At 73.4% G+C, this 14,254-nt stretch carries 9 protein-coding genes and 1 pseudogene; 6 read left to right on the top strand and 4 right to left on the bottom strand.

What is annotated here, in order from left to right; all coding sequences use genetic code 11:
• Positions 1-679: 679 nt before the first annotated feature.
• Together IE271_RS11265 and IE271_RS11260 are read left to right on the top strand one after the other, a co-directional pair.
• Positions 680-2,341 carry a succinic semialdehyde dehydrogenase gene (locus IE271_RS11265; protein ID WP_190190106.1) on the top strand — a complete coding sequence of 554 codons (1,662 nt, stop codon included), beginning with the start codon at positions 680-682 and terminating at the stop codon, positions 2,339-2,341.
• A 97-nt stretch (positions 2,342-2,438) separates the two neighbouring features.
• Entirely contained in the window at positions 2,439-4,325 is a 1,887-nt protein-coding gene (locus tag IE271_RS11260) for a GMC family oxidoreductase (protein WP_190190105.1), read from the top strand.
• A gap of 145 nt (positions 4,326-4,470) precedes the next feature.
• Here the strand turns inward: IE271_RS11260 and IE271_RS11255 are convergent, their stop codons facing one another.
• Positions 4,471-5,532 carry a cell wall protein gene (locus tag IE271_RS11255; protein WP_190190104.1) on the bottom strand — a complete coding sequence of 354 codons (1,062 nt, stop codon included), beginning with the start codon at positions 5,530-5,532 and terminating at the stop codon, positions 4,471-4,473.
• A gap of 264 nt (positions 5,533-5,796) precedes the next feature.
• Here IE271_RS11255 and IE271_RS11250 point away from each other — a divergent pair, with 264 nt between their 5' ends.
• Together IE271_RS11250 and IE271_RS11245 are read left to right on the top strand one after the other, a co-directional pair.
• Positions 5,797-6,924, top strand: coding sequence for a hypothetical protein (locus tag IE271_RS11250; RefSeq protein ID WP_190190103.1), 1,128 nt, complete (start codon positions 5,797-5,799; stop codon positions 6,922-6,924).
• 147 nt (positions 6,925-7,071) lie between these two features.
• On the top strand, positions 7,072-7,836 hold the full coding sequence (locus tag IE271_RS11245; protein ID WP_190190102.1) for a hypothetical protein: 765 nt from the start codon (positions 7,072-7,074) through the stop codon (positions 7,834-7,836).
• A gap of 687 nt (positions 7,837-8,523) precedes the next feature.
• Here the strand turns inward: IE271_RS11245 and IE271_RS11240 are convergent.
• A pseudogene (locus IE271_RS11240) lies at positions 8,524-8,817 on the bottom strand (chorismate mutase); the annotation flags it as partial.
• Positions 8,818-9,390: 573 nt separating this feature from the next.
• Between IE271_RS11240 and guaA the strand changes: the two are divergent.
• Complete coding sequence (guaA, locus tag IE271_RS11235) at positions 9,391-10,971, top strand: glutamine-hydrolyzing GMP synthase (RefSeq protein ID WP_190190100.1); 1,581 nt, start codon at positions 9,391-9,393, stop codon at positions 10,969-10,971.
• Between the two features lie 86 nt (positions 10,972-11,057).
• On the opposite strand, the gene IE271_RS11230 is transcribed toward guaA, so the two are convergent.
• Both IE271_RS11230 and IE271_RS11225 read right to left on the bottom strand, forming a co-directional pair.
• A complete protein-coding gene (locus IE271_RS11230) occupies positions 11,058-11,537 on the bottom strand; it encodes a pyridoxamine 5'-phosphate oxidase family protein (protein WP_190190099.1) in 480 nt (159 codons plus the stop codon).
• 107 nt (positions 11,538-11,644) lie between these two features.
• Positions 11,645-12,568 (bottom strand): DUF4429 domain-containing protein, encoded by a 924-nt coding sequence (locus IE271_RS11225; RefSeq protein WP_190190098.1) that lies wholly within the window; start codon positions 12,566-12,568, stop codon positions 11,645-11,647.
• A 312-nt stretch (positions 12,569-12,880) separates the two neighbouring features.
• Here IE271_RS11225 and IE271_RS11220 point away from each other — a divergent pair, with 312 nt between their 5' ends.
• Complete coding sequence (locus tag IE271_RS11220) at positions 12,881-14,170, top strand: hypothetical protein (protein ID WP_190190097.1); 1,290 nt, start codon at positions 12,881-12,883, stop codon at positions 14,168-14,170.
• Positions 14,171-14,254: the final 84 nt, after the last annotated feature.

Below are 14,254 nucleotides of genomic sequence, written 5' to 3'. Positions count from 1 at the left end.
GGGCGGTTCTCTTCATGTCGGTTCAGTCTTTCTCGGTGCTGGTGCTGGTGCTGGTGCTGGTGCTGGTGCGTGCTTGTCCCGTACGCGTTCGGGAGCGGCCGCCTTCGGACGCCTTGGCGCGGACAGTGCGAGAGGCGCCGGGCCTTTCCGTGAGAAGGCGGAGGAAGAGGAGCTGTCGGCGTGGCCGAAGTCCGTTCCGTGGCAGTTCTTCGCCCCGGCGCTGCGATATGGCGTTTGCGTGGAAAGCCGGGATGAGCTGCGTTTTCCTGGTGAAAAGAGAATGGAGGCCGGGTCAAGGGCGAGTCAAGCGACTTACTTGGGTGTTTGCCCGCCTTGCCCGTCATGGTGTCGCAAGAAGTGAATGCCGTTCTTCGTCGGCACAGGCGGACAATTCTCCGTTCGGGGAGAATTCGGGAATTCCGGAAGCCGCTCCGGTCGGGTCGCGCATTCGCCGCGCGGCCCGGGGGCGCCGCGCCCCGGCCGGGCACGGCGCCGCGCACCGCTCGGCCGGCGGGCGTCGAGGCCGGCCGGGCCGTGGCGCGTCATCACGCATCCCCGTTCTGCAACCCCCCTGATCAGCCCAAACGTTGCCAGTGACCACTGGCGGCTTGTGTGTAGTGCGTGAAAGGGGGTTACCAACGGGTACACAAAGCGTGCGGGCGGGCATACCCTGCGCGTCATGACGGACTCGCAGGCCCCGGAGAAGACCGCTGCCGGTACCGGTGGCGGCGGCGGTACCGAACCCCTCGCCCCCCTCGGCACCAACCCCCTCGCGCCCGCACCCGAGGGCGCCCGCACGGCCGCCGACGTGGTCACGCCCGAGCTGGTCGCCCGGCTCGCCCGCGGGGTGACCGGGTCGGGGCGCACCGCGAACCACACGCCGTTCACCGGCGAGAAGCTGGCCGACCTGCCCGAGTCCACCCCCGAGGACGTGGCCGTGGCCTTCGAGCGGGCCCGCCGGGCGCAGGCGGTGTGGGCGCAGGTCCCGGTGCGCCGGCGCGCCGCCGTCCTGCTGCGCTTCCACGACCTGGTGCTCGACCGGCAGGCCGAGGTCCTCGACCTCGTCCAGCTGGAGACCGGCAAGGCCCGGCTGCACGCCCACGAGGAGGTGCAGGCCGTCGCCGTCGCCGCGCGCCACTACGGCCGCAAGGCACCCGCGTACCTCAGGCCGAGGCGGCACACCGGCGCCGTCCCGGCCCTCACCAAGGTCACCGAGCTGCGCCACCCGCGCGGTGTGATCGGGCAGATCGCCCCCTGGAACTACCCCCTCGAACTGTCCGTCGGCGACGCCCTGCCCGCCTTCGTCGCGGGCAACGCCGTCGTCATGAAGCCGGACACCGAGACCGCGCTCACCGCCCTGTGGGCCCGCGACCTGCTGGTCGAGGCGGGCCTGCCCGCCGACGTCTTCCAGGTCGTCCTGGGCGAGGGGCCGGTCGTGGGACCCGAGGTGGTCCGGCACGCCGACTACGTCTCCTTCACCGGCTCCACCCGCACCGGCCGCGAGGTCGCGCGGGGTGCCGCCGCCCGGCTCGTCGGCGTCTCCCTCGAACTCGGCGGCAAGAACGCCATGCTCGTCCTGGAGGACGCCGACGTCGAGAAGGCGGCCGCCGGAGCCGTCCGCGCCTGCTTCTCCTCCGCAGGGCAGCTGTGCATCTCCATCGAGCGGCTGTACGTCCACGAGTCGGTCGCGGACGCCTTCCTGGAGCGGTTCACCGCCCGGACGAGGGCGATGCGGCTCGGCAGGTCCCTGGCGTACGGCGCCGACATGGGGTCGCTGGCCGGCGCGCGCCAGCTGGAGGCCGTCGCCCGGCACGTCGACGAGGCCGTGGCCAAGGGCGCCACGGTGCTCGCCGGCGGCGTGGCCCGCCCGGACATCGGCCCGTACTTCTACGAGCCGACCGTCCTCGACGGGGTGGGCCCCGACATGGCCCTCTGCGCCGAGGAGACCTTCGGCCCGGTCGTCTCGGTCTACCGCGTCAAGGACGAGGACGAGGCGGTCGGGCTCGCCAACGCCACGCCGTACGGCCTCAACGCCTCGGTCTGGACGCGGGACGCCCGGCGCGGCGCCGCCGTCGCCGCCCGCCTGCGCACCGGCACCGTCAACATCAACGAGGGCTACGCCTCCGCGTACGGCAGCGTCCAGTCGCCGATGGGCGGCATGAAGGACTCCGGCCTCGGCCGCCGGCACGGCTCCGAGGGCCTCCTGAAGTACACCGAGGCGCAGACCGTCGCCCACCAGCGGCTGCTGCCGATGGCGCCGTCGCTCGGGATGGACGACGAGCGGTACGCGGCGTTCATGAGCCGCAGCCTGAAGGCGATGAAGGCGCTTCGCCTGCGCTGAGCCCCCGCCCGCGGGCCCCGCCCGGGGCCCGCCCGTACGTCCCCCCCGTACGACCTCTTCTTGTCCCAGTGAGCCGCACGAAAGACGAGGAAGCACCATGCCGCAGGACGACGACGTCCGGAAGCAGGACGAGCCCCGGGAGGCGCGCGAGCGCGACGGCGGCCGTCACGGCGAGCGCGCCGACCGCACCGACCGCGACGACGACCGCTACGACTACGACGTGGTCGTCGTCGGCTCCGGCTTCGGCGGGTCCGTCACCGCGCTCCGCCTCACCGAGAAGGGCTACCGGGTGGGCGTGCTGGAGGCGGGCCGCCGCTTCACGCGCGAGTCGCTGCCCAGGAACTCCTGGGACCTGAAGAACTACCTCTGGGCGCCCCGCCTCGGCATGTACGGCATCCAGCGCATCCACCTGCTGGGCAACGTGATGGTGCTGGCGGGGGCCGGTGTCGGCGGCGGATCGCTGAACTACGCCAACACGCTGTACATACCGCCGAAGCCGTTCTTCGAGGACCCCCAGTGGAAGGACATCACCGACTGGGAGGACGAGCTGCGGCCGTACTACGACCAGGGCCGGCGGATGCTCGGCGTACGGCTCAACCCGACGATGACGCCCTCGGACGTGCACCTCAAGAAGGCCGCCGAGCGGATGGGCGTGGGCGACACGTTCCACATGGCGCCGGTCGGGGTCTTCTTCGGGGACGGCGAGGACGCGGACGGCTCGGTGCGCACGACGCCGGGCGGGGAGGTCCCCGACCCCTACTTCGGCGGGGCCGGTCCCGCCCGCCGGGCGTGCGCCGAGTGCGGCGAGTGCATGACGGGCTGCCGCCACGGCGCGAAGAACACCCTCAACGAGAACTACCTCCACCTCGCGGAGAAGGCGGGCGCGGTCGTCCACCCGATGACGACGGTCGTGTCGGTCACCGACGACTCGCAGGGCGGCTACGCCGTGACGACGCTGCCCACCGACCGCCGCCGCAAGGGCAGCGGCACGAGCGGGGGGAGGGTCTTCAGGGCCAGGTGGGTGGTGCTGGCGGCCGGCACCTACGGCACCCAGACCCTGCTGCACCGCATGCGGCAGACGGGCCGGCTGCCGTACCTGTCCGGCCGGCTCGGCGAGCTGACCCGCACCAACTCCGAGGCGCTGGTCGGCGCGCAGACCACCGACCGCCGCTACCGCAGGGCCACCGGCGAGAGGCGGGCCGACTTCACCCGCGGCGTCGCCATCACCTCCTCGATCCACCCCGACGCGAACACCCACATCGAGCCGGTCCGCTACGGCAAGGGCTCCAACTCGATGGGCAGCCTGTCGATCCTCCAGATCCCCTACGCCGAGAACTCCTCGCGCGTGCTCGCCTGGCTGGCCAACGTGGTGAGGCACCCGGTCATGACGGCCCGCTCGCTGTCCAATCACCGCTGGTCGGAGAAGACCATCATCGGCCTGGTCATGCAGTCGCTCGACAACTCCCTGACGACGTACCTGAAGCCGAAGGGCGCGGGCAAGGGGTTGCTGACGGCCCGTCAGGGGCACGGTGCGCCCAACCCCAAGCAGATCAGGGCGGCCTCGGAGGGCGCCTCGGCGCTCGCCGCCGAGATCAACGGCTTCCCGGGCAGCAACGTCGGCGAGCTGATGGGCATGCCGCTGACCGCGCACTTCCTGGGCGGCTGCCCGATCGGCGCGTCGGCGCGGGAGGGCGTGATCGACCCCTACCACCGGCTGTACGGACACCCGGGGATCTTCGTGGTGGACGGCTCGGCCGTCTCGGCGAACCTCGGCGTCAACCCGTCGCTGACCATCACGGCCCAGGCCGAACGGGCGGCGTCGTACTGGCCCAACAAGGGCGAGGCCGACCCGCGCCCGGCGCAGGGAGCGGCGTACGAGCGCCTCGAGCCGGTCGCGCCGAAGGCGCCGGCCGTTCCCGCGGACGCGTTCGGCGCGCTGCGGCTGCCGTTCCTGGGGATGCCGGCGGTACCACCCAGGAAGTGAACCGGCCCCGGGCCCCGGGGGGCGTGATGGCGGGGCCCGGACGGGCGGAGGACCCGCGCCCCCCTCCTGGCGCAGTTCCTCCATGCCTCGCGGGCGAGGCACACGGTGCGGGGGACCCGCTCCGCGCGCCTCGCCGCGGATCCCGTCACGCGTCGGCGCCGGCCCTGCGGCGGCGCGCCGCGAACACCGCTCCGGCACCGGCCACGACGGCGACGCCGCCGACGAGCCCGACCACCGGCAGGACCGGGTCCGACCCGGTCTCGGCGAGGCTGCCGGTGGGCAGGGCGGAGACGTCGCCCTGCGGCTTCTTCACCGGGCCCTTGACGCCGTCACCCGGCTTCGTCGTACCCGGCTTCGCCGTACCCGGGCTCGGGTTCGGCGAGCCGGGCCTCAGCACCGTGAAGTCGTACAGTGCCCATCCCTCGGCGACGCATTCCTGTCCCTCGACGTTGTCGAGGTAGGCGCCCGAGGCGAAGGTGTAGGCGTCGCCGGCCGGGGCCCCGGCGTCGACGCCGACGCGCAGGTCCACCTTCTGGCTGGCCTTCGCCCTCAGCGTCTCGGTGAAGAAGAAGTAGTCACCGGCCCACTCGTCTGAGCCGATGCGCTCCCACGCGCCCGACTCGGGGTTCTTGAACTGCAGGTCGACATGGCTGCTGAGGTACTTCGCCTCGTCGATCTCGAAGTTCTCCACCTCGGCGTAGAAGGCGACGTTCCGGAGGTCGAGGTCCGACTTGTTGGTGACGACCAGCTGGAAGGCGTGGAAGCCGTCACCCGCGACGATCTTGCCGGGCAGCCCCTTGATGTCGGCGGACACTTTGGCGTCGGTGTAGTCGCCGTCGATCTCCTCGCAGTACGGGACGGCGGGGTCGATCGGGTCCTCGGGGTCGGCCGGGTCGGCGGACTCGGACGGCTCGGCGGAGTCCGACGGCGTGGCGGAGCCGCTCGGCGTCGTGCTGCCCGACGGGGCACCGCCCGGCACCCCGGTCCCGTCCGACGGGGCCGGAGGCGTCGTGGAGGCGGACTCCGACGCCGGTACGGACTCCGGCGCGGACGGGGAGGAGGACGCCGACTGGGACGAGGCGTCGGACGGGGTGCCGGAGGGCGGTTGCTCCGACTGCTCCGCGAACGCGGCCGGCGCGGACAGCAGCGCCAGGGGCGCGATGACTGCCGTCGCGGCCGCGGCGGCCATGGCACGGCGAAGTTTCATGAAGACCTCGGTCGGTCCGGCGCACCGCGGCGTCGCGGTACGGATGCGGAGGGCCGCAGCGCGCGGAAGGCGGGCGTGGCCGGTGGTTTCGGAGGTGAGACCAGTGACTTCGGTGAATGGTTGCCCCGGCGTTCATGGAATTCTCATGTGGCCCCGCCGCGGGGCACCGCGACCTGTGCGCCCGCCGCCCACGGCGACTTGTGCGCCCGTCGCCACGCGGCATACAACGGGGGCTTTGACCGAAGGAAGACCGATGGGGGAGAAGTGGCCGGCAAGTCGTCCGAAGAGTCCATATCCGACGAGGAGTGGGAGCGGTTCCTGCGGGACTCCGAGCGGGGCGTCCCGGCCGACGCGCCCAAGGAGCCGTCCGCACGGGCCCGCATGGTGACCGAGCGGCTGCGGCAGCAGGACGCCCGCGGGGAGCTGCCCACCGGCTGGCGCACCGGTCCCGCCTGGCGGGAGACGGACGGGAGGGCGGCCCGGCGCCGCAAGTGGTGGGCCGTCGCCGGGGTGCCGGTCGCGGTCGCCGTGGTGCTGGTCGCCATGCGGCCGTCCCTGCTGCCGGGCGACCCGTTCGGCGACCGCACCGAGGCGGCCGCGCTGCCGCCGGAGACCGCCGCGCCGACCACGGCGCCGGCCGCCGCCCCCGGTACGGCGAGCCTCGACCACCCCTTCGCGGGCTCCCCGGCCGAGCGGTACGCGGACGGCGCCGACGGCATCGTCGTGCCCGGGGCGAAGCCGGTCGGCGCGATGGGCGAGGAGCAGGTGGCTCAGGCGCTGAAGCAGACCAAGGCCCTGCTCGTCGGCGCCAACCTCGACCGGAAGGTGCTGCTCGGCGGCCACCCGAAGGCGGCGCTCGACGTCCTCGACCCCAAGCAGCCCGAGATGCTCGACGACGTGCGCTCCTGGCTGCGCCACCCGGACGAGGACCACGACCCGCTCCTGCTGTTCAGCCGGTTCGACCCGGACGAGGTGCGACTGGTCGGCGACGTGGTCAAGACACGCGGGCGCATGACGTTCGAGGCGGGCGAGGACGGCGCGTCCGTGGTCGTCCACGCCGACTACACCTTCGTCTACGCGCTCGCCCCGGCCGACGAGGAGAGGACCGAGGTGACCCGCACGATCGTCCGGCGCGCCCTCGACGTCCGGCTCCTGGACCCGGCGAAGTACACGGCCACCCCCGGCAAGCTGGCGGTCATGCGGTACGCGCAGGACTTCGGCAACTCCGCCTGCGACACCCACGACGGTTTCCTGCACCCCCAGTTCGACTCGCAGGCCGCCGCCGGCCCGAGCGCGGTGCCGACCGGGCCCACGCGCGACCCGTACGACCGCAGCCGGGACATCCGCGACGGGGCGGGGGCCGGTGAGTGCGGCGTGGTGTCCCGCACCTGAGCGGCCCGCCGCCGCACCGGCCGCCGTGCCGCAGGTCCCCGGTCCTCACGCGGGACACTGGCGAAGACCGCTGTCCGGGCTGTTGGATGCGGAACCGGTACCGGTACGGACACCGGAGTCCGCACCGCGAAGTTCGAGGGGGGAAGCGTGAAGGCAGAGGTGTCGCGGATCGTGGCGGCGGCGTCGGCCGTGGCGGCCCTGGGGCTCGCCACGGCGTGCGGCGGGGGCGGCGGAAGCGACGGGAGCGGCGGTGACGGCGGGGACGAGCGCGCGAAGAGGGCGTCGAGGGCCACGTCCGCGGCCACGGCGGACCCGCAGGAGCCGGCGGCGGGCGGGGCGCTGACGAAGGACCTGCTGGAGAAGGCCGCGCTGGCGGACGGCGACGTCGACGGCTTCACCGTCAGGAAGATGGCCGCGTCGGACATCGTGGAGGACTCCGTGCCGGCCAAACCGGCCGCGTGCCAGCCGGTCGCCGACATGGCCGTGTTCACGTCGGACCCCGCCGCGCAGGCGTCCGTCGGCCGCAACCTCACCGCCGAGGGCGAGCGCGACGCCTCCCTGGCGCTGTCCCTCGTCCTGCTGTCGTACGAGGAGGGCGGGGCCGAGGAGGTGCTGGCCGGTCTGCGCACGGCGATCGGGAAGTGCACGGAGTACGAGCACGTGGGCTACCGGCACACCGGCGTCGGGAGGCGGACGGCCCCGGGGCTGGGCGACGAGGCCGTCGCGTACGGGTTCACCGCCTCGATCGAGGGCGCGAAGGTCCCGACCACGTTCACGGTCGTGCGCTCGGGCACCACGATCGCCTCCTTCATGGCGATGGACATGCTGAACGGCGACACGCTGAAGGTCCCGTCGGAGGTCGTCGAGACGCAGCTGGAGAAGCTGGAGAAAACGGGGAAGCCCACCGGCTGACCACTGCCGCGGCCCGGTCCACGGCCGGGATCCGGTGTCCGGTCCTCGGCGCCCGGTGCGGTGCTCAATGCCCGATGTCCGGTGCCAGGTAGGGCGAAGGGCCCCGCAGGACGGATCCGCGGGGCCCTTCCTCCGTCAGCACCGGCGTCAGGGCGGCGCCGGTGCCTCGAAGCGGCGCCGGGGGGTTGCGCCGCCGGCCGGTACGACCGCCGGTGCGTGCCCCGGCGTGCCTGGCGAGCGCGCCGGTGCGGACCTCTGGCGGTCGGACGAGGGAATGCCGTCGTCCGCTGCGGGACGGGGGTCTTCTTCGCATCGTGCGGAACGGCTGACGGCCTCCGCAACCGTCGTGCCCTTCCGCACGGTTTCCGCCGGTCGGCCCCGGGCGTCCCCGGGGCCGACCTCTCTTGGGTGACCGGGCTGCTGTCCCCTGCCGTCCGGTCACTTCATCTGGAGCGAGGTCCCACGGCGCACGGTGCGAACCGGGCGCCTCATCGCTCCAGCGGAGCCACGCGTGGTTCTTTCGGGCCCGCCCCTGGCTGGCACGGACACCGGGACCAACGAAGCCCGCGCCGGACCGGTCACGCGCCGTACGGGTGAGACGGCATCCGTACGTGCGTACGCGGGACGCCGTGACGAATCCGCCGGAACACCGTTTGCGGCCCCGGCGACGCGCGCGCCGCCGACCGCTCAGACGCGCCCCCGGCACAGCTCCAGCAGCGCCATCGCCAGCGTGGTGCCGGGCTTGCCCAGCGCCTCGCGGTAGTGGCCGAGTACCTCCATCTCGCGGGAGAGGTTCACGCGCCGGCCACCCGAGGCGATGCGGGCCTCCTGGATCACGGCCGAGACGGCCATCCGTTCCTGGACGAGGCCGATGATGCGGTCGTCGAGGGCGTCGATGCGCTCACGGGCGCCGGTGATCACGTCCGCGGCCTCGTCGGTCCGCGCGCCGGTCTTGTCGAGTACGTCCGCCATGGCGGGCTCCTTCGGGGTCTGCTCGGCAGGTTCCCCGGAGCGGCGAGGCCCGGAAACGGCAGGCGCCCCGGACCTTGTCGGCCCGGGGCGCCTGGGAAGTCGCTTGTCAGTTGCTCAAGCAGCACGACCATGGCAGCCGGTGGGCCCGGTGCCATAGGTAAAGACGAAGGTCTGGTGCGAGAGCATGCGAGCAGTATGCCCCGAGAGTGGCCGCGGGCCAATCCGGCCCGCATCCTGAGACGGGACCGGTGGACCCGCGCGTGTCGGTCGCGGTGCGGCGGCCGACATGCGGTGGTCCGTGTCGCGGTGTGCCAGCCCGTGCGGTGGTCGGCGTGCGGTGGTCCGTGTCGCGGTGTGCCAGCCCGTGCGGTGGTCGGCGTGCGGTGGTCCGTGTCGCGGTGTGTCAGCCCGTGCGGTGGTCGGGTGGTCCGTGTCGGGGTGCGGCGGTCCGTGTCGCGGTGATCACCGCCCGTGGCGCCCGCGGCTTCCCCCGTCCGCCGCCCCCGGCGGACGGGAGATCACCCCTCGTACCCCGTTAGACTCGACGGCACACACCTCCGCCGAACCGCCGGAAGGCAAACCGTGCCAGCACCCTCCGCCGCCGCCCCCGACACCGTTCTGGTCGTCGACTTCGGTGCGCAGTACGCCCAGCTCATCGCCCGCCGCGTCCGCGAGGCCCGGGTCTACAGCGAGATCGTGCCGAGCACCATGCCGGTCGACGAGATGCTCGCCAGGAACCCCGCGGCCATCATCCTCTCCGGCGGCCCCTCGTCCGTGTACGAGGAGGGCGCGCCGCGGATAGACGGTGCCCTGTTCGAGGCCGGCGTCCCGGTCTTCGGCATGTGCTACGGCTTCCAGCTGATGGCCACGACCCTCGGCGGCACCGTCGACAACACGGGTGCCCGCGAGTACGGCCGCACGCCGCTGACCGTCGCCAAGCCCTCCTCCACCCTCTTCGAGGGCACCCCGGAGGAGCAGCCCGTGTGGATGTCGCACGGCGACGCCTGCTCCGCCGCACCCGAGGGCTTCACCGTCACCGCGTCCACGGACGTGGTCCCGGTCGCCGCCTTCGAGAACGACGAGAAGAAGCTGTACGGCGTCCAGTACCACCCCGAGGTCATGCACTCCACGCACGGCCAGCAGGTCCTGGAGCACTTCCTGTACCGGGGCGCGGGCCTGTCCCCGTCCTGGACCACCGGCAACGTGATCGAGGAGCAGGTCGCCGCGATCCGCGAGCAGGTCGGTGACCGGCGCGCGATCTGCGGCCTGTCCGGCGGCGTGGACTCAGCGGTCGCCGCGGCCCTCGTCCAGAAGGCCATCGGCTCCCAGCTGACCTGCGTGTACGTCGACCACGGCCTGATGCGCCAGGGCGAGACCGAGCAGGTCGAGAAGGACTTCGTGGCCGCGACCGGCGTGCAGCTGAAGGTCGTGGACGCGCAGGAGCGCTTCCTGGAGGCCCTGAAGGGCGTCTCCGACCCGGAGCAGAAGCGGAAGATCATCGGCCGCGAGTTCATCCGGGTCTTCGAGCAGGCGCAGGCCGAGATCGTCGCCGAGGCGCCGAACGACCAGCCGGTGGAGTTCCTGGTCCAGGGCACCCTCTACCCGGACGTCGTGGAGTCCGGCGGCGGCACCGGCGCCGCCAACATCAAGTCCCACCACAACGTGGGCGGCCTCCCCGAGGACCTCGAGTTCAAGCTGATCGAGCCGCTGCGCAAGCTGTTCAAGGACGAGGTCCGCATGGTCGGCCAGGAACTCGGCCTGCCGGAGGAGATCGTCCAGCGCCAGCCCTTCCCGGGCCCCGGCCTCGGCATCCGCATCGTCGGCGAGGTCACCAAGGAGCGGCTCGACCTGCTGCGCCAGGCCGACGCCATCGCCCGCGAGGAGCTGACCGCGGCCGGACTCGACCGCGACATCTGGCAGTGCCCGGTGGTGCTCCTCGCGGACGTGCGGTCCGTCGGCGTCCAGGGCGACGGCCGGACGTACGGCCACCCGATCGTGCTGCGCCCGGTGTCGTCGGAGGACGCCATGACCGCCGACTGGTCGCGGCTGCCGTACGACGTCCTGGCGAAGATCTCGACTCGCATCACCAACGAGGTCCGGGACGTCAACCGGGTCGTCCTCGACGTGACCTCGAAGCCGCCGGGCACCATCGAGTGGGAGTGATCCGGGGCCCGGGCCGGGACCTGGGCCGGGTTCAGGACCAGGACCGGTGCCCGGGCACCGGATCACCCGGCCGGCGGCTTCCCTGATCACTTCCGCCTGAGCGCGCGCACCGGCGCTCCGGGCCGCCAGGTCTCGACGACCAGGTACGTGTCGTCCTCGACGCGGGTCCGTACGACCTCCGTCAACTCGGTGCGGAAGAGGTGGAACGGCTCCGGCGGTTCCACCTCTTCGGCGTACCGGGCCACCGTCGCCGGATCCCCCACCTCCACGGCGCGGCCCGCGATCCGTACGTCCCCGCCCGCCATGTCCGTGTCCGCGCCGGGATTGGACTGGAGCGCGAAACGGGGGTCGCGGCGCAGGTCCAGCGCCTTGAGCGAGCCCGGCATCATGCCGAGCCACAGCTCACCGTCCAGGAAGCGGACCTCGATACCGCTGGTGCGGGGCGAACCGTCCTTGCGCAGGGTCGCGAGGACGTGGTGCGGAAAGCGGCCGAAGCGCTCCTCGGCCGTCGCGGCGAGGTCCGGCGCGGCGGCGGCGAAGGCGGCCCAGTTCGAGTGCGGCGTCATGCGCCGAGTCTCGTCCCCATACCTGACATCTTTTGTCGTCATTGGCCGCCGATCCGCGAGTCCGGGGGAGCGTGCGTGCGAGAGGGCGTGGGGCCGGGCGAGGGGGCTCAGAAGTCGCGCAGCACCGCCGCCTTCGTCATAGCGAACTCCTCGTCCGTGAGCATCCCGTCGCGGTGCAGTTCCCCCAGCTCCCGCAGCCGGCGGATCAGTACGTCGTGGCTCTCCGGCTGCCGGGGCCGCTGCGGCAGGGCGTCCCGGGGCGGGGCCGCGACGATCGCCGCCTGCGGGCGCGGACGGTCGGCGGGCCCGTAGGCGCCGGTGCGGGTGGAGGGGTGCGGGAGGCGGGCCGTGACCGCTCCGGCGACCAGGGCGGTGAGCAGGTCGCGGCGGACGTTGCCCCACAGGTCCAGCGCGTACGGGTCCTTCTCCGGAGGCAGCTTGGAGAACACGGTCTCACCGGTCACGAAGCGCAGGAACCCGTCCTCGTAACCGGAGTTGGGCAGCCACTCCACCTGCACCAGCTCCGCGACGCGGATGATGCGCGGGCCGGTCGCGCGCTTGATGCGGTCGGCCGTGTCGCTCCAGTCGATGCGCACCTCGGTGCCGTCGAAGGACACCGTGCCGTCGCTGGACCGCACCGACACCGGCACGGGCGGGCCCTGGAGCAGGTAACCCTTCGTCGGCTCCCTGGGCACCTGTTCCAGCAGCAGGGCGCGGCGTATCTCCTCCGCCACGTACTCGGCGACCCCCGAGCGGTCGACGTCCACCGTCAGCCGGTAGGGGTCGGCGGTGTCCGGCAGGCGGCCGCCGGTCGCCTGGAGCAGCGGGTCCGCGCCCTCGCGCAGCCGCAACCGCAGCCGTCCGCGCTTGCGTTCGGGCTCGAAGACGACACTCGCGACCGCTTCGATCGGAACGGCGATCTCCCCGTACGTCTGCCGGAACAGCGGCACGGAACGGTGGAACCCCGGCGTGATGCGGACCGTGCTGCCGTCGAAGGCCCAGGTCCCGTCCCGCTGGATGATCTCGGCCATAAGGGAATTCTCGCAGCCGGGTCAACACCGGGACCCGTTCTTCACCCGTACCGGTACCACCTGCCGGGCGGCGGGCGGGCCGCGTACGGCACAATTCGCCTTCTCGGCGCGGCAGTTGTCCGGGCGTGGCGGACGTCCGGCCGGACGGTGGTGCGCGCCGGTCCGGCGCGCGGCGCGTCGCGGCGTGCGCCCCCGTGGTGCCGTCGCGGATGCGGGCGGTGCGGGACGGCACGTCCCTGCAGGAGGTACGAGTCGTGCAGGTCATACACACGTGGTGCGAAGGGCGCGAGGGCGCGGAAGGCGGCGGCGGTCGTGGCGGTGCGGGAAGCGGGACGGGACGTGGGGCGTGACGCCGTGCGGAGTGCGCACGAGGGCGGCTGCGCCTGCGGTGACTGCCCGCACGGCGCGCGGGCGGGACACCGGCGCGCCGTCGCCGAGTTCCTCGCCAAGCGGGACGAACTGGCGTCCGGCAAGGGGCTGCCCGCCGCCGTCGCCCACTCGGCCGGGGCCTCCCGGCAGTGGGTGTCGGACGAACTCACCCAGTCCGCCGCCCTCGTCGCCGAACGCGCCCGCGCCGAGGGCGAGGTGTGGCTGACGCTGCTGTGGCGGCGCACGGCCGTCGCGGTGTGGGCCGCCGTCGCGGTCCTGCTGCTGGTGCAGGCCCTCACCGCCGTCGGGTCCGGCTGGACGACCGCCCGGACCGCCGGACTGCTCGCCGCGGTGCTCGTGGCCGCGCTGCTGACCGCCGCGTCGTGGTTCCACCGGGCGCGCGGCGGGGCGCTCGCCCCGGTCGTCGGGGAGGACAACCGCCTCTCCACCTCCCGCGCGGTGGCCGCCGCCTGGGTGCTCTTCGCCGTGTACGCCGTCCTCGTGCTCGCCGGCCGGCTGGCCGGCGCCTCCGGCCCCGAGGAGCGCGACGCCCTGATCTCCGGCCTCGACCTGGCACGCGGCGCGGGCGTGGTGACCGTCGTCGCGGTGGTGTGCGGCATCGCCGTCCTGGTGCGCCGCGTCGTCGGCCTGCGCGTGCTCGGGCAGCGGCTGCAGAAGGTGCGTGCCGACCGGCCCCGCGCGGCCGACCTGCTGACGGACGACGCCGGGCGCGGCACGTTCGCCGACACGCAGTACGTCCTGGTGTCCGCCGCTGCCCTCGTCTTCGCCGCCGTCCGCCTCGCCCGGCGCCCGGACCGGCTGCCGGACCTGCCCTGGGGACTGGCCCTGCTGGTCCTGGTCTCCGCCGCCACGTACTTCGCGGGCAAGTACGCCGAGGGCGGGCGCCCGGTGATCCTGTCCGTCGTCCGGGCCCGTGAGGCCGGCGACCTCGACGCGCCGATACGCACCGGCGACGACATCGAGATCCGCGGCGCCGGGTTCGTCCCGCCGGGCGCGCAGGACGCGGCGCGGCTGTCCCGTATGGTCGTGCGCATCGGTGCCGTGCACGTCCATGTGCCGCTGGTGCCGGTGACCGGCGGCTTCAGCAACCCGACGGACGCCGTGCTCACCGTCCCGGTCCCGGTCGACGTCGACCCGGGCCGGCTGGAGGTGCAGGTCGTCACCGCGGCGGGCGTGGAGACGAACTCCTGCGAGATCGAGGTCACGGACTGAGGCGAGGCCCGGACCGGGCGGCGGACGGGGGCGGCGGGGCGGCGAGGGCCCACGGGACGGCGGGAGGCGGGAGCGGAGTGACGA

It is taken from the genome of Streptomyces minutiscleroticus, from assembly GCF_014650875.1.
Classification (GTDB): Bacteria; Actinomycetota; Actinomycetes; order Streptomycetales; family Streptomycetaceae; genus Streptomyces; species Streptomyces minutiscleroticus.
This window is presented reverse-complemented; position numbering and strand designations above follow the sequence as displayed.

Excerpts from the sequence above, each read along its gene's own strand:
- IE271_RS11265 (WP_190190106.1), top strand. The coding sequence starts at position 680 with ATGACGGACTCGCAGGCCCCGGAGAAGACCGCTGCCGGTACCGGTGGC.
- IE271_RS11255 (WP_190190104.1), bottom strand. The coding sequence starts at position 5,532 with ATGAAACTTCGCCGTGCCATGGCCGCCGCGGCCGCGACGGCAGTCATC.
- IE271_RS11225 (WP_190190098.1), bottom strand. The coding sequence starts at position 12,568 with ATGGCCGAGATCATCCAGCGGGACGGGACCTGGGCCTTCGACGGCAGC.
- IE271_RS11260 (WP_190190105.1), top strand. The coding sequence starts at position 2,439 with ATGCCGCAGGACGACGACGTCCGGAAGCAGGACGAGCCCCGGGAGGCG.
- IE271_RS11230 (WP_190190099.1), bottom strand. The coding sequence starts at position 11,537 with ATGACGCCGCACTCGAACTGGGCCGCCTTCGCCGCCGCCGCGCCGGAC.